At 60.9% G+C, this 21698-nt stretch carries 20 protein-coding genes; 14 read left to right on the top strand and 6 right to left on the bottom strand.

The features are described 5' to 3' along the window. The first annotated feature begins 476 nt into the window (after positions 1-476). The 7 genes from C8K58_RS06330 (at position 477) to C8K58_RS06300 (ending at position 8790) form a co-directional block, all read left to right on the top strand. Positions 477-1835 carry a glutamine synthetase family protein gene (locus C8K58_RS06330; RefSeq protein ID WP_003176780.1) on the top strand — a complete coding sequence of 453 codons (1359 nt, stop codon included), beginning with the start codon at positions 477-479 and terminating at the stop codon, positions 1833-1835. A gap of 58 nt (positions 1836-1893) precedes the next feature. Continuing rightward, entirely contained in the window at positions 1894-3258 is a 1365-nt protein-coding gene (locus tag C8K58_RS06325; RefSeq protein WP_092355757.1) for an aspartate aminotransferase family protein, read from the top strand. A gap of 181 nt (positions 3259-3439) precedes the next feature. Next, positions 3440-4534 (top strand): polyamine ABC transporter substrate-binding protein, encoded by a 1095-nt coding sequence (locus C8K58_RS06320; RefSeq protein ID WP_108573585.1) that lies wholly within the window; start codon positions 3440-3442, stop codon positions 4532-4534. A 154-nt stretch (positions 4535-4688) separates the two neighbouring features. Beyond that, positions 4689-5783, top strand: a complete 1095-nt coding sequence (locus tag C8K58_RS06315; protein WP_027608404.1) for a polyamine ABC transporter substrate-binding protein — start codon at positions 4689-4691, stop codon at positions 5781-5783. Between the two features lie 66 nt (positions 5784-5849). Then, positions 5850-6992 carry an ABC transporter ATP-binding protein gene (locus tag C8K58_RS06310; protein ID WP_027608405.1) on the top strand — a complete coding sequence of 381 codons (1143 nt, stop codon included), beginning with the start codon at positions 5850-5852 and terminating at the stop codon, positions 6990-6992. Next, entirely contained in the window at positions 6989-7909 is a 921-nt protein-coding gene (locus C8K58_RS06305; protein ID WP_027608406.1) for an ABC transporter permease subunit, read from the top strand. Before C8K58_RS06310 ends, C8K58_RS06305 begins: the two co-directional genes overlap by 4 nt. Next, positions 7906-8790, top strand: coding sequence for an ABC transporter permease subunit (locus tag C8K58_RS06300; RefSeq protein WP_015886412.1), 885 nt, complete (start codon positions 7906-7908; stop codon positions 8788-8790). The genes C8K58_RS06305 and C8K58_RS06300 overlap by 4 nt, the downstream gene beginning before the upstream one ends. Before the next feature lie 131 nt (positions 8791-8921). On the opposite strand, the gene C8K58_RS06295 is transcribed toward C8K58_RS06300, so the two are convergent. Next, positions 8922-9563, bottom strand: a complete 642-nt coding sequence (locus C8K58_RS06295; protein WP_027608407.1) for an HD domain-containing protein — start codon at positions 9561-9563, stop codon at positions 8922-8924. Between the two features lie 292 nt (positions 9564-9855). Between C8K58_RS06295 and C8K58_RS06290 the strand changes: the two genes are divergently transcribed. Next, the gene (locus C8K58_RS06290; protein ID WP_065948772.1) at positions 9856-10821 is read left to right on the top strand and encodes a GlxA family transcriptional regulator; all 966 of its coding nucleotides are present in this window, start codon (positions 9856-9858) and stop codon (positions 10819-10821) included. A 33-nt stretch (positions 10822-10854) separates the two neighbouring features. On the opposite strand, the gene C8K58_RS06285 is transcribed toward C8K58_RS06290, so the two are convergent. Together C8K58_RS06285 and C8K58_RS06280 are read right to left on the bottom strand one after the other, a co-directional pair. Then, positions 10855-13209: a penicillin acylase family protein gene (locus tag C8K58_RS06285; protein ID WP_108573414.1), complete on the bottom strand. Its 2355-nt coding sequence runs from the start codon at positions 13207-13209 to the stop codon at positions 10855-10857. Positions 13210-13240: 31 nt separating this feature from the next. After that, on the bottom strand, positions 13241-13816 hold the full coding sequence (locus C8K58_RS06280) for a DUF6436 domain-containing protein (protein WP_027608410.1): 576 nt from the start codon (positions 13814-13816) through the stop codon (positions 13241-13243). Between the two features lie 99 nt (positions 13817-13915). Here C8K58_RS06280 and C8K58_RS06275 point away from each other — a divergent pair, with 99 nt between their 5' ends. Then, the gene (locus tag C8K58_RS06275; RefSeq protein WP_108573412.1) at positions 13916-14857 is read left to right on the top strand and encodes an alpha/beta hydrolase; all 942 of its coding nucleotides are present in this window, start codon (positions 13916-13918) and stop codon (positions 14855-14857) included. 105 nt (positions 14858-14962) lie between these two features. Here C8K58_RS06275 and C8K58_RS06270 read toward each other — a convergent pair whose 3' ends face one another. Next, complete coding sequence (locus C8K58_RS06270; protein WP_027608412.1) at positions 14963-15715, bottom strand: DUF2059 domain-containing protein; 753 nt, start codon at positions 15713-15715, stop codon at positions 14963-14965. A gap of 131 nt (positions 15716-15846) precedes the next feature. Between C8K58_RS06270 and C8K58_RS06265 the strand changes: the two genes are divergently transcribed. Then, entirely contained in the window at positions 15847-16479 is a 633-nt protein-coding gene (locus C8K58_RS06265; protein WP_027608413.1) for a 2OG-Fe(II) oxygenase, read from the top strand. Positions 16480-16481: 2 nt separating this feature from the next. Next, positions 16482-16964: a DUF523 domain-containing protein gene (locus C8K58_RS06260; protein ID WP_027608414.1), complete on the top strand. Its 483-nt coding sequence runs from the start codon at positions 16482-16484 to the stop codon at positions 16962-16964. Here C8K58_RS06260 and C8K58_RS06255 read toward each other — a convergent pair. Then, a complete protein-coding gene (locus C8K58_RS06255) occupies positions 16915-17439 on the bottom strand; it encodes a transporter substrate-binding domain-containing protein (RefSeq protein WP_051429424.1) in 525 nt (174 codons plus the stop codon). The two genes, C8K58_RS06260 and C8K58_RS06255, sit on opposite strands and share 50 nt — an antisense overlap. A 134-nt stretch (positions 17440-17573) precedes the next feature. Here C8K58_RS06255 and C8K58_RS06250 point away from each other — a divergent pair, with 134 nt between their 5' ends. Continuing rightward, the gene (locus tag C8K58_RS06250) at positions 17574-18014 is read left to right on the top strand and encodes a DUF4399 domain-containing protein (RefSeq protein ID WP_027608415.1); all 441 of its coding nucleotides are present in this window, start codon (positions 17574-17576) and stop codon (positions 18012-18014) included. A gap of 67 nt (positions 18015-18081) precedes the next feature. On the opposite strand, the gene serA is transcribed toward C8K58_RS06250, so the two are convergent. Then, positions 18082-19311 carry a phosphoglycerate dehydrogenase gene (gene serA, locus C8K58_RS06245; RefSeq protein ID WP_027608416.1) on the bottom strand — a complete coding sequence of 410 codons (1230 nt, stop codon included), beginning with the start codon at positions 19309-19311 and terminating at the stop codon, positions 18082-18084. 205 nt (positions 19312-19516) lie between these two features. On the opposite strand from serA, the gene C8K58_RS06235 reads away from it, so the two are divergent. Continuing rightward, positions 19517-20911 carry an FAD-binding oxidoreductase gene (locus C8K58_RS06235; protein WP_108573410.1) on the top strand — a complete coding sequence of 465 codons (1395 nt, stop codon included), beginning with the start codon at positions 19517-19519 and terminating at the stop codon, positions 20909-20911. 22 nt (positions 20912-20933) lie between these two features. Beyond that, complete coding sequence (locus tag C8K58_RS06230; protein ID WP_027608418.1) at positions 20934-21599, top strand: fumarylacetoacetate hydrolase family protein; 666 nt, start codon at positions 20934-20936, stop codon at positions 21597-21599. Positions 21600-21698 lie beyond the last annotated feature (99 nt).

Below are 21698 nucleotides of genomic sequence, written 5' to 3'. Positions count from 1 at the left end.
TTTTGGGGCTTTTTGGGGCGGTTTTTTCGGTTTGACCGGCTTGGGACTCGCAGGCTTGAGCGGGCCGTGTTGTATTTTTTACGGGGGTGTTGTGTAAAAAAATGAACAAGGCTAAGCTCGATTCAAACCCATAACAGCAATAATACCGGGGTGCTTCATGTCTCGCCTGCCGCCAATCGGCGTCTCAGCCTGCTTCAGCCAGGCTTTGTCCGCAGTCCGTTCGTCCCGCGTGAATGCCCACGCACCGGCCAATATTCTTGACGGCCCATCCGCTCTCTTTTTTGCCTCCTCGACTGCCACTGACCGGCTGCCATCCGCGCGACCGCTCATGATTCTGCACGACTTTGGCTTGAGGAATGCAACGCTGCAGCAAATGGCAGGTAAGCTCCTACCCTGAACGAAAAAACGACGCGGATGCTGCGTCAACCAACGCCTGGCCTTTAATGGATGCCAGGAAACCCAGCCCAGAGGCATTTATGAGTAACAACCTCGACCAGCTCACCGATTGGTTGAAAGACCACAAGATCACAGAAGTCGAATGCATGATTGGCGACCTGACCGGTATCACCCGGGGCAAGATCTCGCCGACCAACAAGTTCATCGCCGAAAAAGGCATGCGCCTGCCCGAGAGCGTTCTGTTGCAGACCGTGACCGGCGACTATGTCGAAGACGACATCTATTACGAATTGCTCGACCCGGCAGACATCGACATGATCTGCCGCCCCGACCAGAACGCGGTGTTCCTGGTGCCCTGGGCCATCGAGCCGACCGCCCAGGTGATCCACGACACCTACGACAAGCAAGGCAACCCGATCGAGCTGTCGCCGCGCAACGTGCTCAAGAAAGTCCTCAAGCTCTACGCCGACAAAGGCTGGCAGCCCATCGTGGCGCCGGAGATGGAGTTCTACCTGACCAAACGCTGCGAAGACCCGGACTTCCCGCTGCAACCGCCGATCGGTCGGTCCGGGCGCCCGGAGACCGGCCGCCAGTCCTTCTCTATAGAAGCCGCCAACGAATTCGACCCGCTGTTCGAAGACGTCTACGACTGGTGCGAGCTGCAGGAGCTGGACCTCGACACCCTGATCCATGAAGACGGCACGGCGCAGATGGAAATCAACTTCCGTCACGGCGATGCCCTGTCCCTGGCGGACCAGATCCTGGTGTTCAAGCGCACCATGCGTGAAGCCGCGCTCAAGCACGACGTGGCGGCCACCTTCATGGCCAAGCCGATGACCGGCGAGCCGGGCAGCGCCATGCACCTGCACCAGAGCATCATCGACATCGCCACCGGCAAGAACGTCTTCTCCAATGAAGACGGGACCATGAGCCAGCTGTTCCTCAACCACATTGGCGGCCTGCAGAAGTTCATCCCTGAGTTGCTGCCGCTGTTTGCCCCCAACGTGAACTCGTTCCGCCGCTTCCTGCCCGACACCTCGGCGCCGGTGAACGTGGAGTGGGGCGAAGAAAACCGCACCGTCGGCCTGCGCGTACCGGATGCCGGCCCGCAGAACCGTCGCGTGGAAAACCGCCTGCCGGGCGCCGACGCCAACCCGTACCTGGCGATTGCCGCCAGCCTGCTGTGTGGCTACATCGGCATGGTCGAAGGCCATAACCCCAGCGCCCCGGTGGTGGGGCGTGGTTACGAGCGCCGCAACCTGCGCCTGCCGTTGACCATCGAAGACGCCCTGGAACGCATGGAAAACAGCAAGACCATCGAGAAATACCTGGGTCAGAAATTCATCACAGGCTACGTCGCGGTCAAGCGGGCCGAGCATGAAAACTTCAAGCGCGTGATCAGTTCGTGGGAGCGGGAATTCCTGCTCTTCGCCGTCTGATGCGCCGGGCGCACGGGGCAACCCGTGCGCCCTTCACTGAAAAGTCTAGGAGATTGGTATGTCCAGCAACAACCCGCAAACCCGTGAATGGCAAGCCTTGAGCAGTGATCACCACCTGGCGCCGTTCAGCGACTTCAAGCAATTGAAAGAGAAAGGCCCACGGATCATCACCAAAGCCCACGGCGTTTACCTGTGGGACAGCGAAGGCAACAAGATCCTCGACGGCATGGCCGGCCTTTGGTGCGTGGCGATCGGTTACGGTCGCGATGAACTGGCCAACGCCGCCGCCAGGCAGATGAAAGAACTGCCGTACTACAACCTGTTCTTCCAGACCGCTCACCCACCTGTACTGGAGCTGGCCAAGGCGATTGCCGACATCGCGCCTGCCGGCATGAACCATGTGTTCTTCACCGGTTCCGGCTCCGAAGGCAACGACACCATGTTGCGCATGGTCCGCCACTATTGGGCGATCAAGGGCCAGCCGAACAAGAAAACCATCATCAGCCGCAAGAATGGCTACCACGGCTCCACCGTGGCTGGCGCCAGCCTGGGCGGCATGACCTATATGCATGAACAGGGCGACTTGCCGATCCCGGGCATCGTCCATATCGCCCAGCCGTACTGGTTCGGCGAAGGCGGCGACATGAGTCCTGAAGAGTTCGGGATCTGGGCCGCCAACCAACTGGAAGAGAAGATCCTCGAGCTGGGCGTGGACAATGTCGGTGCTTTTATTGCCGAGCCGATCCAGGGCGCCGGTGGCGTGATCGTGCCGCCGGACAGCTACTGGCCGCGCATCAAGGAAATCCTTGCCAAGTACGACATCCTGTTTGTGGCCGACGAAGTGATTTGCGGTTTCGGCCGTACCGGTGAGTGGTTCGGTAGCGATTTCTACGACCTCAAGCCCCATATGATGACCATCGCCAAGGGCCTGACCTCGGGCTACATCCCCATGGGCGGCCTGATCGTGCGCGACGACGTGGTGGCCGTGCTCAACGAAGGCGGTGATTTCAACCACGGTTTCACCTACTCCGGTCACCCGGTGGCTGCGGCCGTGGCCCTGGAAAACATCCGCATCATGCGCGATGAAAAAATCGTTAACCGCGTCCACGACGAAACGGCACCGTATTTGCAGAAACGTCTGCGGGAGCTGGCGGATCACCCGTTGGTGGGTGAAGTGCGCGGTGTCGGCATGCTCGGTGCAATTGAGCTGGTTCAGGACAAGGCGACGCGCAAGCGTTACGAGGGCCGGGGCGTAGGCATGATCTGCCGAACCTTCTGCTTCGAGAATGGCCTGATCATGCGCGCCGTGGGCGACACCATGATCATTTCGCCGCCTCTGGTGATCAGCAAGGCTGAAATCGACGAACTGGTGACCAAGGCTCGTCAGTGCCTGGACCTGACTTTGGCGGCATTGCAGGGCTAAGTGCTAGGCTCAGTGCGCAGCGCACCGGGCAGTTATAAATGCAGGGGCTTTGGTTGAAAGCCGGCCCCTGAACTTGCCAGACTGTCGCCCTGTTTTGCTGCCCTCTGGAAGGGTCGCTGAACATAAAAGAACGTGGCCCAAAAAAGAAAAATTGGAGCATCACCAAATGAAGGCATTAGGTTTGAAGAACGCTGGCAAGACCCTCCTCGCCTTGTCCCTGATGGGCGCAATGGCGGGCGCGGTCCAGGCCGACGATAAAGTGCTGCACGTCTACAACTGGTCCGACTACATTGCACCGGACACCATCGCCAACTTTGAAAAAGAGTCGGGCATTAAAGTGGTGTACGACGTTTTTGACAGCAACGAGACACTCGAAGCCAAGTTGCTGGCAGGCAAGTCCGGCTACGACATCGTCGTACCGTCGAACAACTTCCTCGCCAAGCAGATCAAGGCCGGTGTCTACCAGGAGCTGGACAAGTCCAAGCTGTCCAACTATGGCAATCTGAACACCTCCCTGCTTAAAGCCGTGTCGGTCAGCGACCCGGACAACAAGCACGCTTTCCCGTACATGTGGGGTTCGATCGGCATCGGCTACAACCCGGACAAGGTCAAGGCCGCGCTGGGCGTGGACAAGATCGATTCGTGGGACGTGCTGCTCAAGCCTGAAAACATCGCCAAGCTCAAAAGCTGCGGCGTGAGCTTCCTCGACTCGCCGACCGAAATGCTGCCGATCGCGCTGCATTACCTGGGCCTGCCAACCGACAGCCAGAAGAAGGCCGACCTCAAGCAAGCCGAAGACCTGTTCCTGAAAATCCGTCCTTCGATCGGCTACTTCCACTCGTCCAAGTACATCTCCGACCTGGCCAACGGCAACATCTGCGTAGCCGTGGGTTACTCGGGTGACATCCAGCAGGCCAAGTCCCGCGCGGCTGAAGCCGGTGGCAAGGTCAAGGTGGCCTACGACATTCCGAAAGAAGGTGCCGGTAGCTTCTTCGACATGGTCGCCATCCCTAAAGATGCCGAAAACGTCGATGCCGCTTATAAGTTCATGAACTACCTGCTCAGGCCGGAAGTCATGGCTTCGATCACCAACAGCGTGCGTTTCCCGAACGGTAACGAGAAGGCCACCGCACTGGTCGACAAAGACATCACCAATGACCCGGGCATCTACCCGCCAGCGGATGTGCAAGCCAAGCTCTACGCCATTGCGGACTTGCCGGCTGCGACCCAGCGTGAAATGACACGCAGCTGGACCAAGATCAAATCCGGTAAATAAACCGGCCTTCGTTAACCACCGCGCAGCCCGCGGTGGTTAATGAAACAAATAAATGACAGAAAGTTTTGCCGGATCGGTTTATCGAGGGTAAGTTGCGCGCCGGTTTTGTTGCCGGGCAACAACTTTGGGCCCAACTATTTAAGAGGACCTCCACTTGCCAATTTCTTTGTTTCGCCAAGCCTTGCTGGTAGGTGCAGGTCTCACGCTGGCTGTCAGCGTGCAGGCCGCACCGACCGTGCATATTTATAACTGGTCGGATTACATCGGTCCCGACACCCTGGCCAACTTCGAAAAGGCCACCGGCATCAAACCCGTGTATGACGTGTTTGATTCCAACGAAACCCTGGAAGGCAAGTTACTGGCCGGGCGTACCGGCTATGACGTGGTAGTGCCGTCCAACCACTTCCTTGGCAAGCAGATCAAGGCCGGGGCGTTCCAGAAACTCGATAAGTCGCTGCTGACTCATTACGCCAACCTGGACCCTGTGCTGCTCAAGCGCCTGGAGAAGAACGACCCGGGCAACCAGTACGCCGTGCCGTACCTGTGGGGTACCAACGGCATCGGTTACAACGTCGACAAAGTGAAGGAAGTGCTGGGTGTCGACAAGATCGACTCCTGGGCCGTGCTGTTCGAACCGGAAAACATGAAGAAACTGGCCACCTGCGGTGTGTCGTTCATGGACTCGGCGGATGAAATGCTGCCGGCGGTGCTCAACTACATGGGTCTGGACCCTAACAGCACCAACCCTGAAGACTACAAGAAGGCCGAGGAAAAGCTGCTCAAAGTGCGGCCCTACGTGACCTACTTCCATTCTTCCAAATACATCTCCGACCTGGCCAACGGCAACATCTGCGTGGCCGCCGGGTTCTCCGGCGATGTATTCCAGGCCAAGGCTCGTGCAAGCGAAGCGGGCAAAGGCGTGAACATCGCCTACGCAATTCCGAAGGAAGGCGGCAACCTGTGGTTTGACGTGCTGGCGATCCCCAAGGACGCCACCAACATCAAGGAAGCCCACGCCTTCATCAACTATTTACTGCAATCTGAGGTGATCGCCCAGGTCAGTGACACCGTCGGTTACGCCAACCCTAACCCAGGGGCGGACAAACTGATGGAGCAATCGATACGCACCGACGAAGCGGTTTACCCACCGCAGGCGGTTCTCGACCGGACATTCGTCAACTTCGAGCTACCCCCGAAAGTGCAACGTCTAATGACCCGTAGCTGGACCAAGGTCAAGACGGGCAAGTAAGGCTCAAACTATCCAAGGTTCGCCCGCTTCGGGCGAACTGCACTCTTTTTTTTGGGAGTTTCGTAAATGGCAGTTGCCTCCGGCGCCTATAAGAAAGCCCTCGAGGGCGACCAGACACCGAAAAAGGTGCTGGTCAAAATCGACCGGGTCACGAAGAAGTTCGACGAGACGATTGCCGTGGACGATGTGTCCCTGGAAATCAAGAAAGGCGAGATCTTCGCCTTGCTCGGCGGTTCGGGTTCGGGCAAGTCCACCCTGCTGCGCATGCTCGCAGGCTTCGAGCGCCCGACAGAAGGTCGGATTTACCTCGACGGCGTGGACATCACCGACATGCCGCCCTACGAGCGGCCGATCAACATGATGTTCCAGTCCTACGCCTTGTTCCCCCACATGACCGTGGCGCAGAACATTGCGTTCGGCCTGCAACAGGACAAGATCCCCAAGGCCGAGGTCGATGCCCGCGTGGCCGAAATGCTCAAGCTGGTCCAGATGAGCCAGTACGCCAAGCGCAAGCCGCACCAGTTGTCCGGTGGCCAGCGTCAGCGGGTGGCGCTGGCCCGCTCCCTGGCCAAGCGCCCGAAACTGCTGCTGCTCGATGAGCCCATGGGCGCCCTCGACAAGAAGCTGCGCTCGCAGATGCAACTGGAACTGGTGGAGATCATCGAGCGCGTCGGCGTGACCTGCGTGATGGTGACGCACGATCAGGAAGAGGCCATGACCATGGCCGAGCGCATCGCGATCATGCACCTGGGCTGGATCGCCCAGATCGGCAGCCCGATCGACATCTACGAGACGCCGACCAGCCGCCTGGTGTGCGAATTCATCGGTAACGTCAACATCTTCGACACCCAGGTGGTGGATGACGCCGAAGGTCACGCGGTGCTCAAGTGCCCGGACCTGGACCGCGACATCTACGTGGGCTACGGCATCGCGACCTCGGTGGAAGACAAGTCGGTGACCTATGCCATCCGCCCGGAAAAACTGTTGGTCACCACCGAAATGCCGACCTGCGAGCACAACTGGTCCAGCGGCAAGGTGCACGACATCGCCTACCTGGGCGGCCACTCGGTGTTCTACGTCGAGCTGCCAAGCGGCAAGCTGGTGCAGTCCTTCGTCGCCAACGCCGAACGCCGTGGCCAGCGCCCAACCTGGGGTGACCAGGTCTACGTGTGGTGGGAAGACGATAGCGGCGTGGTACTGCGCACATGAACATGAAGAAGCTCAAGCGGCGCTTGCACCGCATCGTCCCCAGCGGCAAGCAGGTGGTCATCGGGATTCCGTTCCTGTGGCTGTTCCTGTTTTTCGCCTTGCCATTTTTCATCGTCCTGAAAATCAGCTTCGCCGAAGCCGACGTGGCGATCCCGCCGTACACCGAGATCTACACCTACGTCGAGCAGAAGCTGCAGGTGGTGCTGAACCTGGCCAACTACAGTTTGCTGGCAGGTGATGAGCTGTACATCGCGGCGTACCTGGGCTCGCTGAAGATGGCGTTCTTCAGCACGCTGCTGTGCCTGCTGATCGGCTACCCGATGGCCTATGCCATTGCCACCGCGCGCAAAGAGATGCAGACCGTGCTGGTGCTGCTGATCATGATGCCGACCTGGACCGCGATCCTGATCCGCGTGTATGCGTGGATGGGCATCCTCAGCAACAACGGCCTGCTCAATGGCTTCCTGATGTCCATGGGGTTGATCAACGAACCGCTGCAGATCCTCAACACCAACATCGCGGTGTATATCGGCGTGGTGTATTCGTACCTGCCGTTCATGATCCTGCCGCTGTACGCCAACCTGGTGAAGCATGACCAGAGCCTGCTGGAAGCCGCATCGGACCTGGGTTCGAGCACCTTCAACAGCTTCTGGAAAATCACCGTGCCGCTGTCCAAGAACGGCATCATCGCCGGCTGCATGCTGGTGTTTATCCCGGTGGTGGGCGAGTTCGTGATCCCGGAACTGCTCGGCGGCCCGGAAACCCTGATGATCGGTAAAGTGTTGTGGCAAGAATTCTTCAACAACCGTGACTGGCCGGTGGCGTCTGCCCTGGCGGTAGTGATGCTGGCGATCCTGATCGTGCCCATCATTCTGTTTAACCGCAGCCAAGCCAAAGAGATGGAGGGCAAGATATGAAGCGCGTCAGTTTCTCAAGCTTCATGCTGGTGGCGGGGTTGTTGTTCATCTACCTGCCGATGCTGATCCTGGTGATCTACTCGTTCAACGAATCCAAGCTGGTGACGGTGTGGGGCGGTTGGTCGATCAAGTGGTACGTGGGCCTGTTGGACAATACCCAGTTGATGGGCTCGGTGGCACGTTCCCTGGAAATCGCCTGCTACACGGCGGTGGCCGCCGTGGCCCTGGGTACGTTGGCGGCGTTTGTGCTGACGCGCATCAGCCAGTTCAAGGGCCGCACGCTGTTCGGCGGCCTGGTGACCGCGCCGTTGGTGATGCCGGAAGTGATCACCGGTCTGTCGCTGCTGCTGCTGTTCGTGGCCATGGCGCAGATGATCGGCTGGCCTCAGGAGCGTGGCATCGTCACCATCTGGATCGCCCACACCACGTTCTGTGCCGCTTATGTGGCGGTGGTGGTATCGGCGCGCCTGCGTGAGCTGGACCTGTCGATCGAAGAGGCGGCGATGGACCTGGGTGCACGGCCGTGGAAGGTGTTCTTCCTGATCACCATCCCGATGATCGCGCCGTCGCTGGCGGCGGGCGGCATGATGTCGTTCGCACTGTCCCTGGATGACCTGGTACTGGCCAGCTTCGTGTCGGGGCCGGGTTCGACGACGTTGCCGATGGAAGTGTTCTCGGCGGTACGCCTGGGGGTTAAACCCGAAATCAACGCCGTGGCCAGCCTGATTCTGCTGGCAGTGTCGCTGGTGACCTTCCTGGTGTGGTTCTTCAGCCGGCGTGCCGAAGAAATGCGCAAGAAAGCGATCCAGCAGGCGATTGAAGAAGCTGCTGCCGATGGCTGGCAGCAGCCGGACAAGCGTCGGGCTCCAGCGCCGGTCTAAAGGTCTGTGCGGTCCAAATGTGGGAGGGGGCTTGCTCCCGATGGCGGTGGGTCAGTCAATAGATGCAGTGACTGACACTCAGCAATCGGGGGCAAGCCCCCTCCCACAGTTTTGACCGCATTCCAGATTGGCTATGCAGCCCACGGCGACTTGCGAATCACCTCGACAAAATTCATCGGCTTGAACCCCGGTTCCTGATCCACCAGCACATCGGTCTTCACGTTGCCGAACGTGGTCTGCGGGCGATGGCGCAAGCCGTCGGCAAACGCGCAGATGATGCACTCCTTGAACCCTTCACCGCGTGGATGCGCATGCACCACGGCTTCGCGCTGCACGCTGCTGAACGCGGCGTAGTCCATGCCCAGCACGTCCATTTCCACACCGGCGGTCACCAATGCCACGGTCGGGCGCAGGTGCTGCGGCACGCCCGGCGTGGTGTGCAGGGCGATAGACAGCCACACCTGTTCGATATCGTCGTCGCTCAGCCCGTAAGGCTTGAGGAAGGCCGCGGCGGCGTTGGCGCCGTCCACTTCGAAACGCTGGTCATCACTGCGATGGCCTGCCACCAGGCCCAGGTCATGGAACATGGCGCCGACGTAGAGCAGTTCCGGGTTGTAGGCCAGTTGCTTGCGCTCACCGCTCAATGCGCCGAACAGAAACACCCGGCGGGAGTGGTGGTAGAGCAGGTCGGACTCAATGTCGCGGATGTATTCGGTGGTGGCCCTGGCCAGGGCGCTGTCCGGGATCTTGATACCGGCGATGGTGGTGGTCATGGTGGTTCTCCTCTGGAAAGCAGTCAGTTTGGTCGCTGGTCGGTGCAGCGACCATCGCGGTGAGAGCGCGATCCCGGCCAATGTGCCGACACATCGTGCCAAGCAGAAATCGACTAGGGTGTAGCGGGCGATATCACTCTGGAAGCCTGCGAAAATCCCAGTGTGGGAGGGGGCTTGCTCCCGATTGCTGAGTACCAGGCACTGCATCTGCTGACTGATACAGCGCCATCGGGAGCAAGCCCCCTCCCACAGGGTTTGCATTTTATTCCGCTAGAAAAAGGTGTCTGTGAGCATGCACAAGACCGTCGCGATCCTGATCTTCCCCGGCGTCCAGTCACTGGATGTGACCGGTCCCATGGACGTGTTCTACGAGGCCAACCGCTTTCTGGTGCCTGAAGATCATTACCAGTTGGAAGTGATAGGTTTAGGCCACGGCACGATGGCGGCTTCCAATGGCCTGTCACTCCAGGCCCATAATCATTACAGCGAAGCCCTGCAGGCCTATGACCTGCTGCTGGTCGCGGGCGGCCCGCAGTTACCCTTCGAGGACTTCGGCGCTCCGTTCGATGATTGGCTGCGTGGCGCCACCGCCCGGGCGCGACGGTTTGGCTCAATCTGCAACGGGGCCTTCATGCTGGCGCGCGCCGGATTGCTGGACGGAAAAACCGTCACCACTCATTGGAACGACGCCGCCGACCTGGCGCGTCTGTGCCCCTCGGCCCAGATCGAAGCCGACCGCCTCTACGTACAGGATGGCAATCTCTACACCTCGGCGGGCGTCACCGCAGGCATCGACCTGTCGCTGTACCTGCTGGCCCAGGACCACGGCCCTGAAGTGGCGTTGAGCGTGGCCAAGCGCCTGGTGGTGTTCACCCAGCGTTCCGGCGGGCAGTCGCAGTTCAGCCCGTTCCTCACGCCCCACGCCGAAACCACCTCGGCGGTGGCGCTGGTGCAGTTATACGTATTGGCGAACCTGACCGGCGACCTGACCATCGCCGACCTGGCCAAGGCCGCCAACATGAGCGCGCGCAACTTCTCCCGGGTGTTTGCCCGTGAGGCGCGGATTACGCCAGCGGAGTTTGTCGAACGGGCGCGGGTGGATGCTGCGCGGGTGATGCTCGAAAGCACGCATGCGCCGCTGAAAACCGTGGCCTATCAATGCGGGTTTCGCGATGCCCAGCACATGCGCAGCGTGTTCAACCGCCGGCTGGGTGTGACGCCGCAACAGTTCCGGCTCAATTTTGCGGCACCGGTCTAAGCCCCTTCCACAGGTTGACCGATTTCCAAGGGGCTATCGCGCCGGCAGCAGTTTCAGCGTGCCGCGGGTATTGGCCGTGACTTCCTCATCACTGAAATGCGCCTGCTCGTAACCCCCTTCGATATAGGTCTCGGCCTGGTCGCCATAGTGCTTGTCGAACGGCACGCCGCTTTGCCCCACCGGGTTGATGGTGAGGGCGTGGGCCACGTCGGCAAAGTCGATCAGGCGGCGGGTGGACGGGCCGTAGGTCACCGGCCAGGGCGCGGGGCCGATGACGGCCGACTGGTTGTTCGGCACTTCATGGGTGCCGGGGGCCGGGAACGGCCCGACGTTGACGATCAGGTCCAAGGGTTTCTGCGAGCCCAGCGGATGGCCGTGGGTCAGGGTATGGGCCTTGCCCCAATGCCATTGTGTCGGGTCATCGCCGAAGGTGGCCTTGAGGTGCGCGAGGCTATTGTCCCAGGCCCGTTTGACGGTGTCGGCGCGCTTGCCGTCCCACCAGGGCGAGGCCGGGTCGGCAGCCAGGCGGGGCAGGGCGGCGTCGATCACGCGGGTGGTGAGCAGGGTCTTGAACATCCCGTCACCCAGCTTCGGGTGGAAGGCCGCGTCGGCGAGGTTGAACAGGAACTGGTTGAACAGCGTGGCGCTGGTGGAATCCAGCGGGTAGTCACCCTTCCAGCCGGCCAGCTGTTCCACCAGCTTCAACTGCGCCGGGTCCGTGACCACCTCGCGCAGCACCGGCAACAGCGGCGCCAGCAGGCGCGGGCCGAAGGCGGTGGTGGTGCCCAGTTGCAGGGCCTGGCTGTTGGTCACATCCCACTTCACTCTCTTGTCGCTCAACTGCGCGTTCAACTGCTGGCCCCGGTCGGCGAGGTTGTAATAGCCGGGGATTTCCATGCCGGTGGGCGACACCGGCTGGGCATTGGCCGACACCACATAGCCCCGCGCCGGGTTTTCTTCCTGGGGGTTGGCGCTGAAGGGGTAGAAGCCCAGCTTGTCGGCCTCGGCGGTGCTGCCGTCGAGGATAAACCCTGGGTGGGTACCTGCCGGGCGAATCGGCAACTGTGCCGCTGCCCACCAGCCGATATCGCCCCTGGCATTGGCCCACACGATATTCAGCCCCGGTGCGGACACCTTTGCCGCCGCCGTACGGGCCTTGGCCAACGTGTCGGCGCGGTTGAGCTGGTAGAAACCTTCGAGGATCGGGTTCTGGGTGTCGAGGAACGCCCACCACATGGCAATCGGCGTCTTGCCGCCGCTGTCGCCGAGCACGTCATTGACGATCGGGCCGTGGGGTGACTGGCGCAGGGTGAGGCTGACCGGTGCCTGGCCTTTGACGGCGATCTGTTGCTCGCTGCGGGTCATGTCGACCCACTGGCCGTGGTACCAGACCTGGTTGGGGTTGTCCGGGTTGACCTTTTCGGCGATCAGGTCGAGGTCGTCGTTCTGGAACATGGTCAGGCTCCAGCCGAAATCCAGGTTGTGCCCCAGGAACGCTACGGGTACCAGCGCGTTGTGATAGCCATACAGCTCGAAGCCCGGCGCCGACAGCTGCGCCTCGTACCACACCGACGGCACCGAGAAGCGAATATGCGGGTCACCCGCCAGCAGCGGTTTGCCGCTCTTGGTGCGACTGCCACTGATGGCCCAGGCGTTGCTGCCCTCGAACTGCGGCAAGCCGTTGTCGGCCAGGGCCTGCTCACTCAGCGCGGCGAGGGCGCCGAGGGTTTTCCAGTCACTGTCGGCCAGGTTGAGGGCGCCCTTGGGTTGCCAGTCGAGGTCGAAGACGTTCAGGTAGTCGCTGCCCAGTTGGTCGCGGACGTAAGTCAGTAAGGGCTCGGTACGAAACGCAGCGGCAAAACTGTAGGCCATGTACCCGGCGACGCTGATGGTGTCCTCGGCGGTAAACGCGCGCCTGGGGATGCCCAGCACGTCGAACTCCATCGGGCGGGCGTGGCTGTCCTGATACTGGTTGATCCCGTCCAGATAGGCCTGCAGGGCCTTCCAGTGCGCCGATTCATGGTCCTGCTGGGCCACGTAGGTGGCGGCGCGGTCGCGAATGCGCAGGCTGCGGAACAGCTTGTCGGTCTCCAGCAGCTTCGGCCCGAGCACCTCGGCCAGTTCGCCACGGGCCAGGCGGCGCATGATCTCCATCTGGAACAGGCGGTCCTGGGCATGCACGTAGCCCAGGGCGCGGTACAGGTCGGTCTCGTTCTCGGCGCGAATATGCGGCACGCCACGGTCGTCGTAGCGCACGGTGACCGAGCCTTGCAGGTTGGCCAGTTCAACCGTGCCCTGGCGGGTGGGTTGCTTGCTGTAGACGTACCAGCCCGCTCCGAGGCCGATCAGCACCAGCAGAACCGCAAGAACCTGCAGGACGCGCTTCATGAACATTCCTTACCAAGAGTGGGGTGGCGGGCTACTCATCTTTTGACCACGAACAATAGCAGCCCACCGCCAGGGTGTGCGTGGCGTTCACGTCTCGGCCGGCTTCAAGGGCTTTCAGGATCGGCTCGATAAAACTGTTACTGGCGTTACACGTCAGCCCTTCGCTGTAGGGCCCGAAATACGCGAGCTTGCCGGTGCGGTCCCAGATGCCCACGGCGGGGCTGGCCGGCACCTGGTCGGCGCCGGGCAGGGCGGTGAGGGTTTTCATCTTGCGCAGGTTATCGGGCAACTGGCCGTGGCTGCCGGCTTTTTGCAGGGCATAGAACTCGACGCCCTGGGGCGCGTATTGCTCTATCAACTCGCCCAGGTGCTGCTGGTTGCCGACATTGCACGGGCACGCCGGATCCCAGAAATGCACCAGGCGGATCGGCCCGGGGCCGCTGAGTTCGGCGGGCAGGCGCAGGGCGTCGCCGGAGAATACCGCGGTGTGTTCGCTGAAGGCGCGCAGGTAGCGGCCCTGGAACCAGTCATACGCTGTCCACAGCACACCGGCGCAGATGATCAGGATCAGGCTGGCGAACAGGGCGTTACGGTAAGGCTGTCGCATTCGGATCTATCCTCGCAGGTCGCGTAGCTTGCCATGCTTGTCCTGACAGATGAATATCGCAGCTCGATATTCATCTTCGCCGCAAGTCTGGAAGCCTTTATGCCTGTGACCTTTGACCCTGATCACCTTCGCGAAAGCCTGCGGCCCCTGGTGGATGCGCAACCGCTTTCAGCCGAAGCACGGGTCTACCAGCGTTTCTACGGACTGGACCTGAGTGCACGCAAAGTGCCGACAGTGAGTCGGCTGGGGCGTTTCGAGGTGGCTGGGTTCGAGGTGGTCGCCCAGGTGTGGTGGCCGCCCGTGCCGGTGGCGACGATGTTTATGTTCCACGGCTTCTACGACCATATGGGCCTGTATCGCCACGTGGTGGACTGGGCCTTGGACCAGGGCTTTGTGGTAATCGCCTGCGATTTGCCGGGCCATGGCTTGTCCAGCGGCGTGCGCGCCAGCATCGATGATTTTGCCGTGTACCAGGATGTGGTGCAGGCACTGTTCGCCCAGGCCCAAGCGCTGCAATTGCCGCAGCCCTGGCACTTGTTCGGGCAAAGCACCGGCGGCGCGGTGGTGGTGGACCACTTGCTCAACCATGGCGCTACCAGTCCGGCGCAAGGCAAGACCTTCCTGCTCTCACCGCTGGTGCGGCCGCGTGCGTGGGGATGGTCGCAGGTCAGCTATTACCTGCTGCGCCCGTTCGTCAAAGGCATCGCCCGGCGCTTCAGCGAGAACACTCACGACCCGGCGTTCAAGCCGTTCCTGGAAGCCGACCCGCTGCAACCCCGGCAACTGCCCACCGCCTGGGTAGGCGCCCTGGCGCGCTGGATCAAACGCATCGAAGCCGCGCCACGCAGCCCTCGGCGGCCGGTGATTGTGCAGGGTGAGGAAGACATGACGGTGGATTGGCAGCACAACTTGCAGGTGCTGCGGGGCAAGTTCGACCAGCCCGAGGTGTTGATGCTGTCGCGCGGCCGGCATCACTTGGCGAATGAGACTCCTGAGATTCGTGAAGAGTACTTCCGGTATTTGACAGACCATTTGAAATAACACAATCCAAATGTGGGAGGGGGCTTGCCCCCGATAGCGGTGCATCAGTCAGCTTATCTGTAGCTGACCCACTGCCATCGGGGGCAAGCCCCCTCCCACATTTTATTACTGTGTCAGGCTTGAAGTGCTCTGGCCGACTGCCAGACCTGCGCGAATCGCCGCCAGCGCCGCCTGGTAATACGCCTTACCTTCCGGTGACTCTGCAAACGTCGCGAACTCCTCCAGCTCCGGGTCGGACAAATCCCGATAGACGTACAGCAGAGTGTTGTTCAGGTCATTGCCAATCTGTTGCATCAGTCGCTCGCGCTGGCCATTCAGCATGCCTTGGGCCTGGCCGCCACCCAGCAGGCCGGGGATCATCTGGCTCAAGCTGTCGGCGGCCACGCCGGCGATCGCCAGGCTCACCTCCGCCCCGGCTTCGCGGGCGGGCAGGGCCTGGGCCAGGTGGCCGATGATCAGGCTGCGGGTGGCGTCAGCCTCGATGTGCGGCAGGCCTTGGGCGTTTTTTGCCAACTGGTCACGGCGCGTGGCCAGTAACTCGGCCGCAACGACCTTGCGGCCCAGGGGCGATTGGAAAAACGCCAGGGCCGGCGCAGGGTCTGCCAGGTGCTTGCGTAGCTGGGCTTCGGCGCGCTGGTCCATGGCCTGGGCGGCAAAGCGCTTGTTGCTGTTGTCCACCAGCGCCTGGTACACCGCCGGCGGCAGGCTGTTACGGTAGCGTTGCTGGGCAGCACTGAGGGCGTCATTGAAATGCGCACGTTGTTCGGCCCAGCCGGCGACCTTGTACAACTGGTCATGGCCGTCTGCCCAGGCGGGCAAAACGCAGAACATCAGCAAGGAAAAAAACAAACGACGCATATGGACTCCTGTCAGTCGGCCACTATTGTCCGTGTCGGGCGTAGGATTTGTCGAGAAGTCCTATCAGTCAGCTGACTAAAGTGTATTCAGACGCTCGGCGGCTCTGTCGGATTCACAGGCGTATGGATACTATGCGCGCCATGCAAATACCCCTCGATCACCCCCTGCTGCAACGCATCGTCGATGACCTGGCCGAAAAAGGCTGGTCGCAGCAGAACGGCTTCCTGCCCCAGGCTCTGACCCTGGAACTGGCGGCTGAGTGCCGTAAACGTGCGGCCGAGGGTGAACTGGCCCCGGCGGCCGTGGGACGTGGGCCGGCCCAGGAGATTCGCGAGGGCATTCGTGGTGACCATATCCAGTGGCTGGAGGAGGGCGACGCGGCGGTCTGCGACAGCTATATGGCGTTGATGGACACGCTGCGCCTGGCGATGAACCGTGGTTTGTTCCTCGGCCTTGAGGATTTCGAAAGCCACTTCGCCATGTATCCCCCCGGCGCGTTTTACCTCAGGCACCTGGACCGGTTCCGCGACGATGATCGGCGCATGGTTTCGGCGGTGATCTACTTGAACGACGCCTGGTTGCCCGAGCACGGTGGCCAGCTGCGCATGTACCTCAAGGACGGCGTCGAATACGACGTGGTGCCCAGCGGTGGATGCCTGGTGGTGTTCCTGTCGGGCGAGGTGCCCCACGAAGTCTTGCCGGCTACGCGCGAGCGCCTGTCCCTCACCGGGTGGTTCCGTCGGCGCGGTAACGAGCCGTTCTAACCATGCAAAAGATTCTGATCAGCCGCTGCCTGCTTGGCCACAAGGTGCGCTACGACGGTGGGGCCAGCGGGCCGTTCGATCAACTGGCGGCGTGGCAGGCTGAAGGGCGCGTGGTTGCGATCTGCCCGGAAGTGTCGGGCGGTCTGCCGACGCCCAGGCCCTCCGCCGAGATTCCAGGTGGGCAGGGCATCGATGTCTGGGAAGGCCGCGCCCAGGTGCTGACGGCCGAGGGCGAAGACTTCAGCGCCGCCTTCCTCGACGGCGCCCGGCAAGCCTTGGCGTTGGTGCAGCGCCATCACATCCGCATCGCCATTCTCAAGGCCAATAGTCCGTCCTGCGGCAACCTGCTGACCTATGACGGCACTTTCACCGGTGTCAAGGTCAGTGGCGAAGGCGTAACGGCGGCGCTGCTCAAGCGCCATGGCGTGCAGGTGTTCAGTGAGCTGGAGTTGCCTGCGGCGGCACTGGCGTTGGCGCGCCTGTAGGGGCCTGGTCCTCGAACCACTTCTGGGAGAGCGCCTTTAAACGGCCATCGTCCTTCACCCGCTTCAGCGCACCGTCCAGGCTGGTCTTGAAGGCCGGGTTGCCCTTCTGGAACGGGATCGCCAGCTCAGGCTTGTCGTGATAAGCCTCGCTGAAATCGAACTGATCCTTAAGCTCGGCAGTCATAGCGACATGGTTGATGGCCACATCGTATTTGCCGGTTGAGACCCCCGGCAGCATGTCGGCGTCATCGGTGGTGATAAACGAGGGGCGCACGTCCATTTCCTTTGCCAGCAATTCACCCAGCTCGACTTCAAAGCCGGTGAGTTTGTCGCCTTCCTTGAAATTGTACGGTGGTGTGTTGGCTTCAAGGGCGATGCGGAGTTCGCCGCGATCGTTTACATCGTCGATCAGTTCGGCATGAGCCAGAGGGCTCAGAAGGGGCAGCAACAGTAACAGGCCAGGCGAAAAGCGCATGGTCACTCCTAAAGAATTCGAATGTGCGAGGCGCCGTTCAGCATCGCTTTGCTATGGTGGTGAGTGCCTTGGACAGCAATTTGTCGCGAAGTTGTCAGAACCCTACAGATTTCATGGAAAAACTGGAGAAGCGAATGAAAGCCCTATTGTCCCGTGCAACCATTGCCAGCCTGTTGCTGGGTGCCTCGATGTTGGCGAATGCCGCCGATGTTCCGCGTACCCCCGCGCCCAAGGGAGCTGAGGTGTTTATCGTCTCGCCCAAGGATGGCGCGACCGTCGACAAAACCTTCACCGTCAAATTCGGCGTCAAGGGCCTGGACCTTGAGCCGATCGACAAGCAAGTACCAAACGCCGGCCACCATCATCTGCTGGTAGACCAGGATGTACAGTCGCTGAAGGCTGATGAGGCCATCCCAGCCACCGCCACGTCGATTCACTTCGGTAAGGCGCAGACTGAAACCGAACTGACCCTGGCTCCAGGCAAGCACACCCTGCAACTGGTCGCAGGCGACAACGTGCATCGCCAATTCGAGCCCACTGTAGCCTCGAAAGTGATCACGGTTAACGTCAAGTAAGATTTGTTCAGACAAAAAAATGGGAGGCCCCTGCGGGTCTCCCATTTTTTATGCAGCGTTTGCAGCGTTAGAACAACACGCGGCTACGGATAGTGCCGTTGATGTGTTGCAGCTTCTCTTGCGCCAGGTCCGAGTACTCGGCGTCGACGTCGATCACCACGTAGCCGACCTTCTCGTTGGTCTGCAGGAACTGACCGGAGATGTTGATGCCGTTTTCCGCGAAGACCTTGTTGATTTCCATCATCACCCCAGGGATGTTCTGGTGGATGTGCAGCAGGCGGTGCTTGCCAGGGTGAGCCGGCAGGGCCACTTCCGGGAAGTTGACGGACGAGACCGAGGTACCGTTGTCGCTGTACTTGACCAGCTTCTCCGACACTTCCAGGCCAATGTTGGCTTGGGCTTCGGCAGTGGAACCACCGATGTGCGGGGTCAGGATCACGTTGTCCAGGCCACGCAGCGGGCTTTCGAAGATGTCGTCGTTGGAGCGTGGCTCCACCGGGAACACGTCGATTGCGGCGCCGATCAGGTGCTTGTCCTTGATCGCGTCGGCCAGGGCGTCCAGCTCGACCACGGTGCCCCGTGCAGCGTTGATCAGGATGCCGCCTTTCTTGATGGCGCGGATTTCCTTCTCGCCGATCATCCACTGGGTCTCGGCGGTTTCCGGAACGTGCAGGGTGACGATGTCGGACATGCCCAGCAGCTCGGTCAGGCTCGACACCTGGGTGGCGTTGCCCAATGGCAGCTTGGTCAGGGTGTCGTAGAAGAACACCTGCATGCCGAGGCCTTCGGCCAGTACCGACAGTTGCGTGCCGATCGAGCCGTAACCGACGATACCCAGCTTCTTGCCCCGGATTTCGAAGGAGTTGGCCGCGCTCTTGATCCAGCCGCCACGGTGGCAGGAAGCGTTCTTCTCAGGGATACCGCGCAGCAGCAGGATGGCCTCGGCCAGCACCAGCTCCGCCACGGAACGGGTGTTGGAGTACGGGGCGTTGAACACTGCAATGCCGCGCTCGCGCGCTGCGTCGAGGTCGACCTGGTTGGTGCCGATGCAGAAACAGCCGACCGCCACGAGTTTCTTGGCGTGATCGAAGATCTCTTCGGTCAGCTGAGTACGGGAGCGAATGCCGATAAAGTGCGCGTCGGCGATCTTTTCCTTGAGCTGGGCTTCCGGCAGAGAACTGGTGATGTACTCAATGCTGGAGTACCCGGCGGCCTTCAGTACGTCGACGGCCGATGGGTGGACGCCTTCCAGAAGAAGGAACTTGATCTTGCTCTTATCGAGAGAAGTCTTGCTCATCTGCGTAAACCTGTATCCCGGAGAAAAATGGCAGGGAATCGGATCGCTTAAGCTGACCCGGACGGCAGGAAAGCCGTCACCGCAGAAACGCCCTTGGGCTCTGTCCTGCGGGGGCGGTATGCTAGCATACGCGCCCCGCTAAACACCTATTCCTGCGACGTGAAGCGTTCTCAGGATGACCATGAATTGTTCGAGAGTTCTGTCGATGACCCATCCTGCCCTGATTGATGAGCTAAAGACCCTGGTTGAGCCCGGCAAAGTGCTGACCGACGCCGACTCCCTGGAGGCTTACGGCAAGGATTGGACCAAGCACTTCGCGCCCGCGCCGACCGCCATCGTGTTCCCCAAGACCACCGAGCAGGTGCAGGCCATTGTCCGTTGGGCCAATGCGCACAAGGTGGCGCTGGTGCCATCCGGTGGTCGTACCGGCCTGTCGGCTGCTGCCGTGGCGGCCAATGGCGAAGTGGTCGTCTCGTTCGACTATATGAACCAGATCCTCGACGTGAACCTCACCGACCGCACCGCCGTGTGCCAGCCGGGCGTGGTCACCAAGCAATTGCAGAACGTCGCCGAAGAAAATGGCCTGTACTACCCGGTGGACTTCGCGTCGTCCGGTTCCAGCCAGATTGGCGGCAATATCGGCACCAATGCCGGCGGGATCAAGGTCATTCGCTACGGTATGACTCGCAACTGGGTGGCCGGCATGAAAGTCGTCACCGGCAAGGGCGATGTGCTGGAGCTGAACCGCGACCTGATCAAGAACGCCACCGGCTATGACATGCGCCAACTGTTTATCGGCGCCGAAGGCACCCTGGGCTTTGTGGTCGAAGCCACCATGCGCCTGGACCGTGCGCCGAAAAACCTCACCGCGATGGTGCTCGGCACCACCGATTTCGACTCGATCATGCCGGTGCTGCACGCCTTCCAGGGCAAGCTGGACCTGACCGCCTTCGAATTCTTCTCCGACAAGGCCTTGGCCAAAGTCCTCGGCCGTGGCGATGTGCCGGCGCCGTTCGAGACCGAGTGCCCGTTCTACGCGCTGCTGGAATTCGAAGCCTCCACCGAAGAAGTCGCCAACCACGCCCTGGAAACCTTCGAGCACTGCGTCGAGCAGGGCTGGGTGCTGGACGGCGTGATGAGCCAGAGCGAAACCCAGTTGCACAACCTGTGGAAACTGCGCGAGTACATCTCCGAGACCATTTCCCACTGGACGCCTTACAAGAACGATATTTCGGTCACCGTCTCCAAAGTACCAGGGTTCTTGAAGGAAATTGATGCGATCGTCGGCGAACACTACCCGGACTTCGAAATCGTCTGGTTCGGCCATATCGGCGACGGCAACCTGCACCTGAACATCCTCAAGCCGGAAAACCTGAGCAAGGATGAGTTCTTCGCCAAGTGCGCCACCGTGAACAAGTGGGTGTTCGAAACCGTTCAGAAGTACAACGGTTCGATTTCCGCCGAACACGGCGTGGGCATGACCAAGCGTGATTACCTGACCTACAGCCGCTCGCCGGTTGAGATCGAATACATGAAAGCAGTGAAGGCAGTGTTCGACCCGAACGGGATCATGAACCCTGGCAAGATCTTCGCTGTTTAACCGCCCCCGAAGGAGTCGTTTCATGAGCTACCAGCACAAGTATGTCGACGGCACCAATATCCACTTTCCTGTCGGTAAAGTGGTGTGTATTGGGCGTAACTACGCCGAACATGCCAAGGAACTGGATAACCCGGTGCCGACCGAGCCGTTGCTGTTCATCAAGCCGGGCAGTTGCGTCGTCCCGCTGGAAGGCGGTTTCAGCATTCCGACCGAGCGCGGTTCGGTGCACTACGAGGCGGAAATCGCGGTGCTGATCGGCAAGCCGCTGTCGAACAAGCCCAGCCGTGAAGAAGTGCTGGACGCCATCTCCGGCTTCGCCCCGGCCCTGGATCTGACCCTGCGCGACAAACAATCCGAGCTGAAAGCCAAGGGCCTGCCGTGGGAAATCGCCAAGTCCTTCGACGGCGCGGCGGTGATTGCACCGTTCGTGGTCGGCAGCACCTTCGCGGACGTGACCGATATTGGCATTCGCCTGACCATCAATGGCGAAGTGCGCCAGGACGGCAACAGCGCGAGCATGCTCAACCCGATCGTGCCGATGATCCAGTACATGGCCGGCTGCTTCTCGCTGCAGGCCGGCGACGTGATCCTCACCGGCACCCCGGCCGGCGTGGGCCCGTTGAATGTGGGTGATGACCTGGTGTTGGAATTGACCGGCGTAAACCGCTTCGAAAGCAGCGTTCGATAAGCACCTGATGTGGGAGGGGGCTTGCCCCTTCCACATTGGGTCCGAATCCATCTCGTGCATCGGCTTTTGCATTTTTTTCACACCCCATCCGGATAATCC

Origin of the sequence: Pseudomonas sp. GV047 (genome assembly GCF_003058245.1) — a bacterium.
GTDB lineage: Bacteria > Pseudomonadota > Gammaproteobacteria > Pseudomonadales > Pseudomonadaceae > Aquipseudomonas > Aquipseudomonas marginalis.
Note: the sequence above shows the minus strand (reverse complement) of the source record. Positions and strands in the feature narration are given on the sequence as shown.

Coding starts and splice junctions, on each gene's coding strand:
- C8K58_RS06270 (WP_027608412.1), bottom strand. CDS start 15,715: ATGCGTCGTTTGTTTTTTTCCTTGCTGATGTTCTGCGTTTTGCCCGCC.
- C8K58_RS06300 (WP_015886412.1), top strand. CDS start 7,906: ATGAAGCGCGTCAGTTTCTCAAGCTTCATGCTGGTGGCGGGGTTGTTG.
- C8K58_RS06230 (WP_027608418.1), top strand. CDS start 20,934: ATGAGCTACCAGCACAAGTATGTCGACGGCACCAATATCCACTTTCCT.
- C8K58_RS06305 (WP_027608406.1), top strand. CDS start 6,989: ATGAACATGAAGAAGCTCAAGCGGCGCTTGCACCGCATCGTCCCCAGC.
- C8K58_RS06250 (WP_027608415.1), top strand. CDS start 17,574: ATGAAAGCCCTATTGTCCCGTGCAACCATTGCCAGCCTGTTGCTGGGT.
- C8K58_RS06235 (WP_108573410.1), top strand. CDS start 19,517: ATGACCCATCCTGCCCTGATTGATGAGCTAAAGACCCTGGTTGAGCCC.
- C8K58_RS06260 (WP_027608414.1), top strand. CDS start 16,482: ATGCAAAAGATTCTGATCAGCCGCTGCCTGCTTGGCCACAAGGTGCGC.
- C8K58_RS06330 (WP_003176780.1), top strand. CDS start 477: ATGAGTAACAACCTCGACCAGCTCACCGATTGGTTGAAAGACCACAAG.
- C8K58_RS06285 (WP_108573414.1), bottom strand. CDS start 13,209: ATGAAGCGCGTCCTGCAGGTTCTTGCGGTTCTGCTGGTGCTGATCGGC.
- C8K58_RS06255 (WP_051429424.1), bottom strand. CDS start 17,439: ATGCGCTTTTCGCCTGGCCTGTTACTGTTGCTGCCCCTTCTGAGCCCT.
- C8K58_RS06310 (WP_027608405.1), top strand. CDS start 5,850: ATGGCAGTTGCCTCCGGCGCCTATAAGAAAGCCCTCGAGGGCGACCAG.
- C8K58_RS06290 (WP_065948772.1), top strand. CDS start 9,856: ATGCACAAGACCGTCGCGATCCTGATCTTCCCCGGCGTCCAGTCACTG.
- serA (WP_027608416.1), bottom strand. CDS start 19,311: ATGAGCAAGACTTCTCTCGATAAGAGCAAGATCAAGTTCCTTCTTCTG.
- C8K58_RS06275 (WP_108573412.1), top strand. CDS start 13,916: ATGCCTGTGACCTTTGACCCTGATCACCTTCGCGAAAGCCTGCGGCCC.
- C8K58_RS06325 (WP_092355757.1), top strand. CDS start 1,894: ATGTCCAGCAACAACCCGCAAACCCGTGAATGGCAAGCCTTGAGCAGT.
- C8K58_RS06280 (WP_027608410.1), bottom strand. CDS start 13,816: ATGCGACAGCCTTACCGTAACGCCCTGTTCGCCAGCCTGATCCTGATC.
- C8K58_RS06295 (WP_027608407.1), bottom strand. CDS start 9,563: ATGACCACCACCATCGCCGGTATCAAGATCCCGGACAGCGCCCTGGCC.
- C8K58_RS06265 (WP_027608413.1), top strand. CDS start 15,847: ATGCGCGCCATGCAAATACCCCTCGATCACCCCCTGCTGCAACGCATC.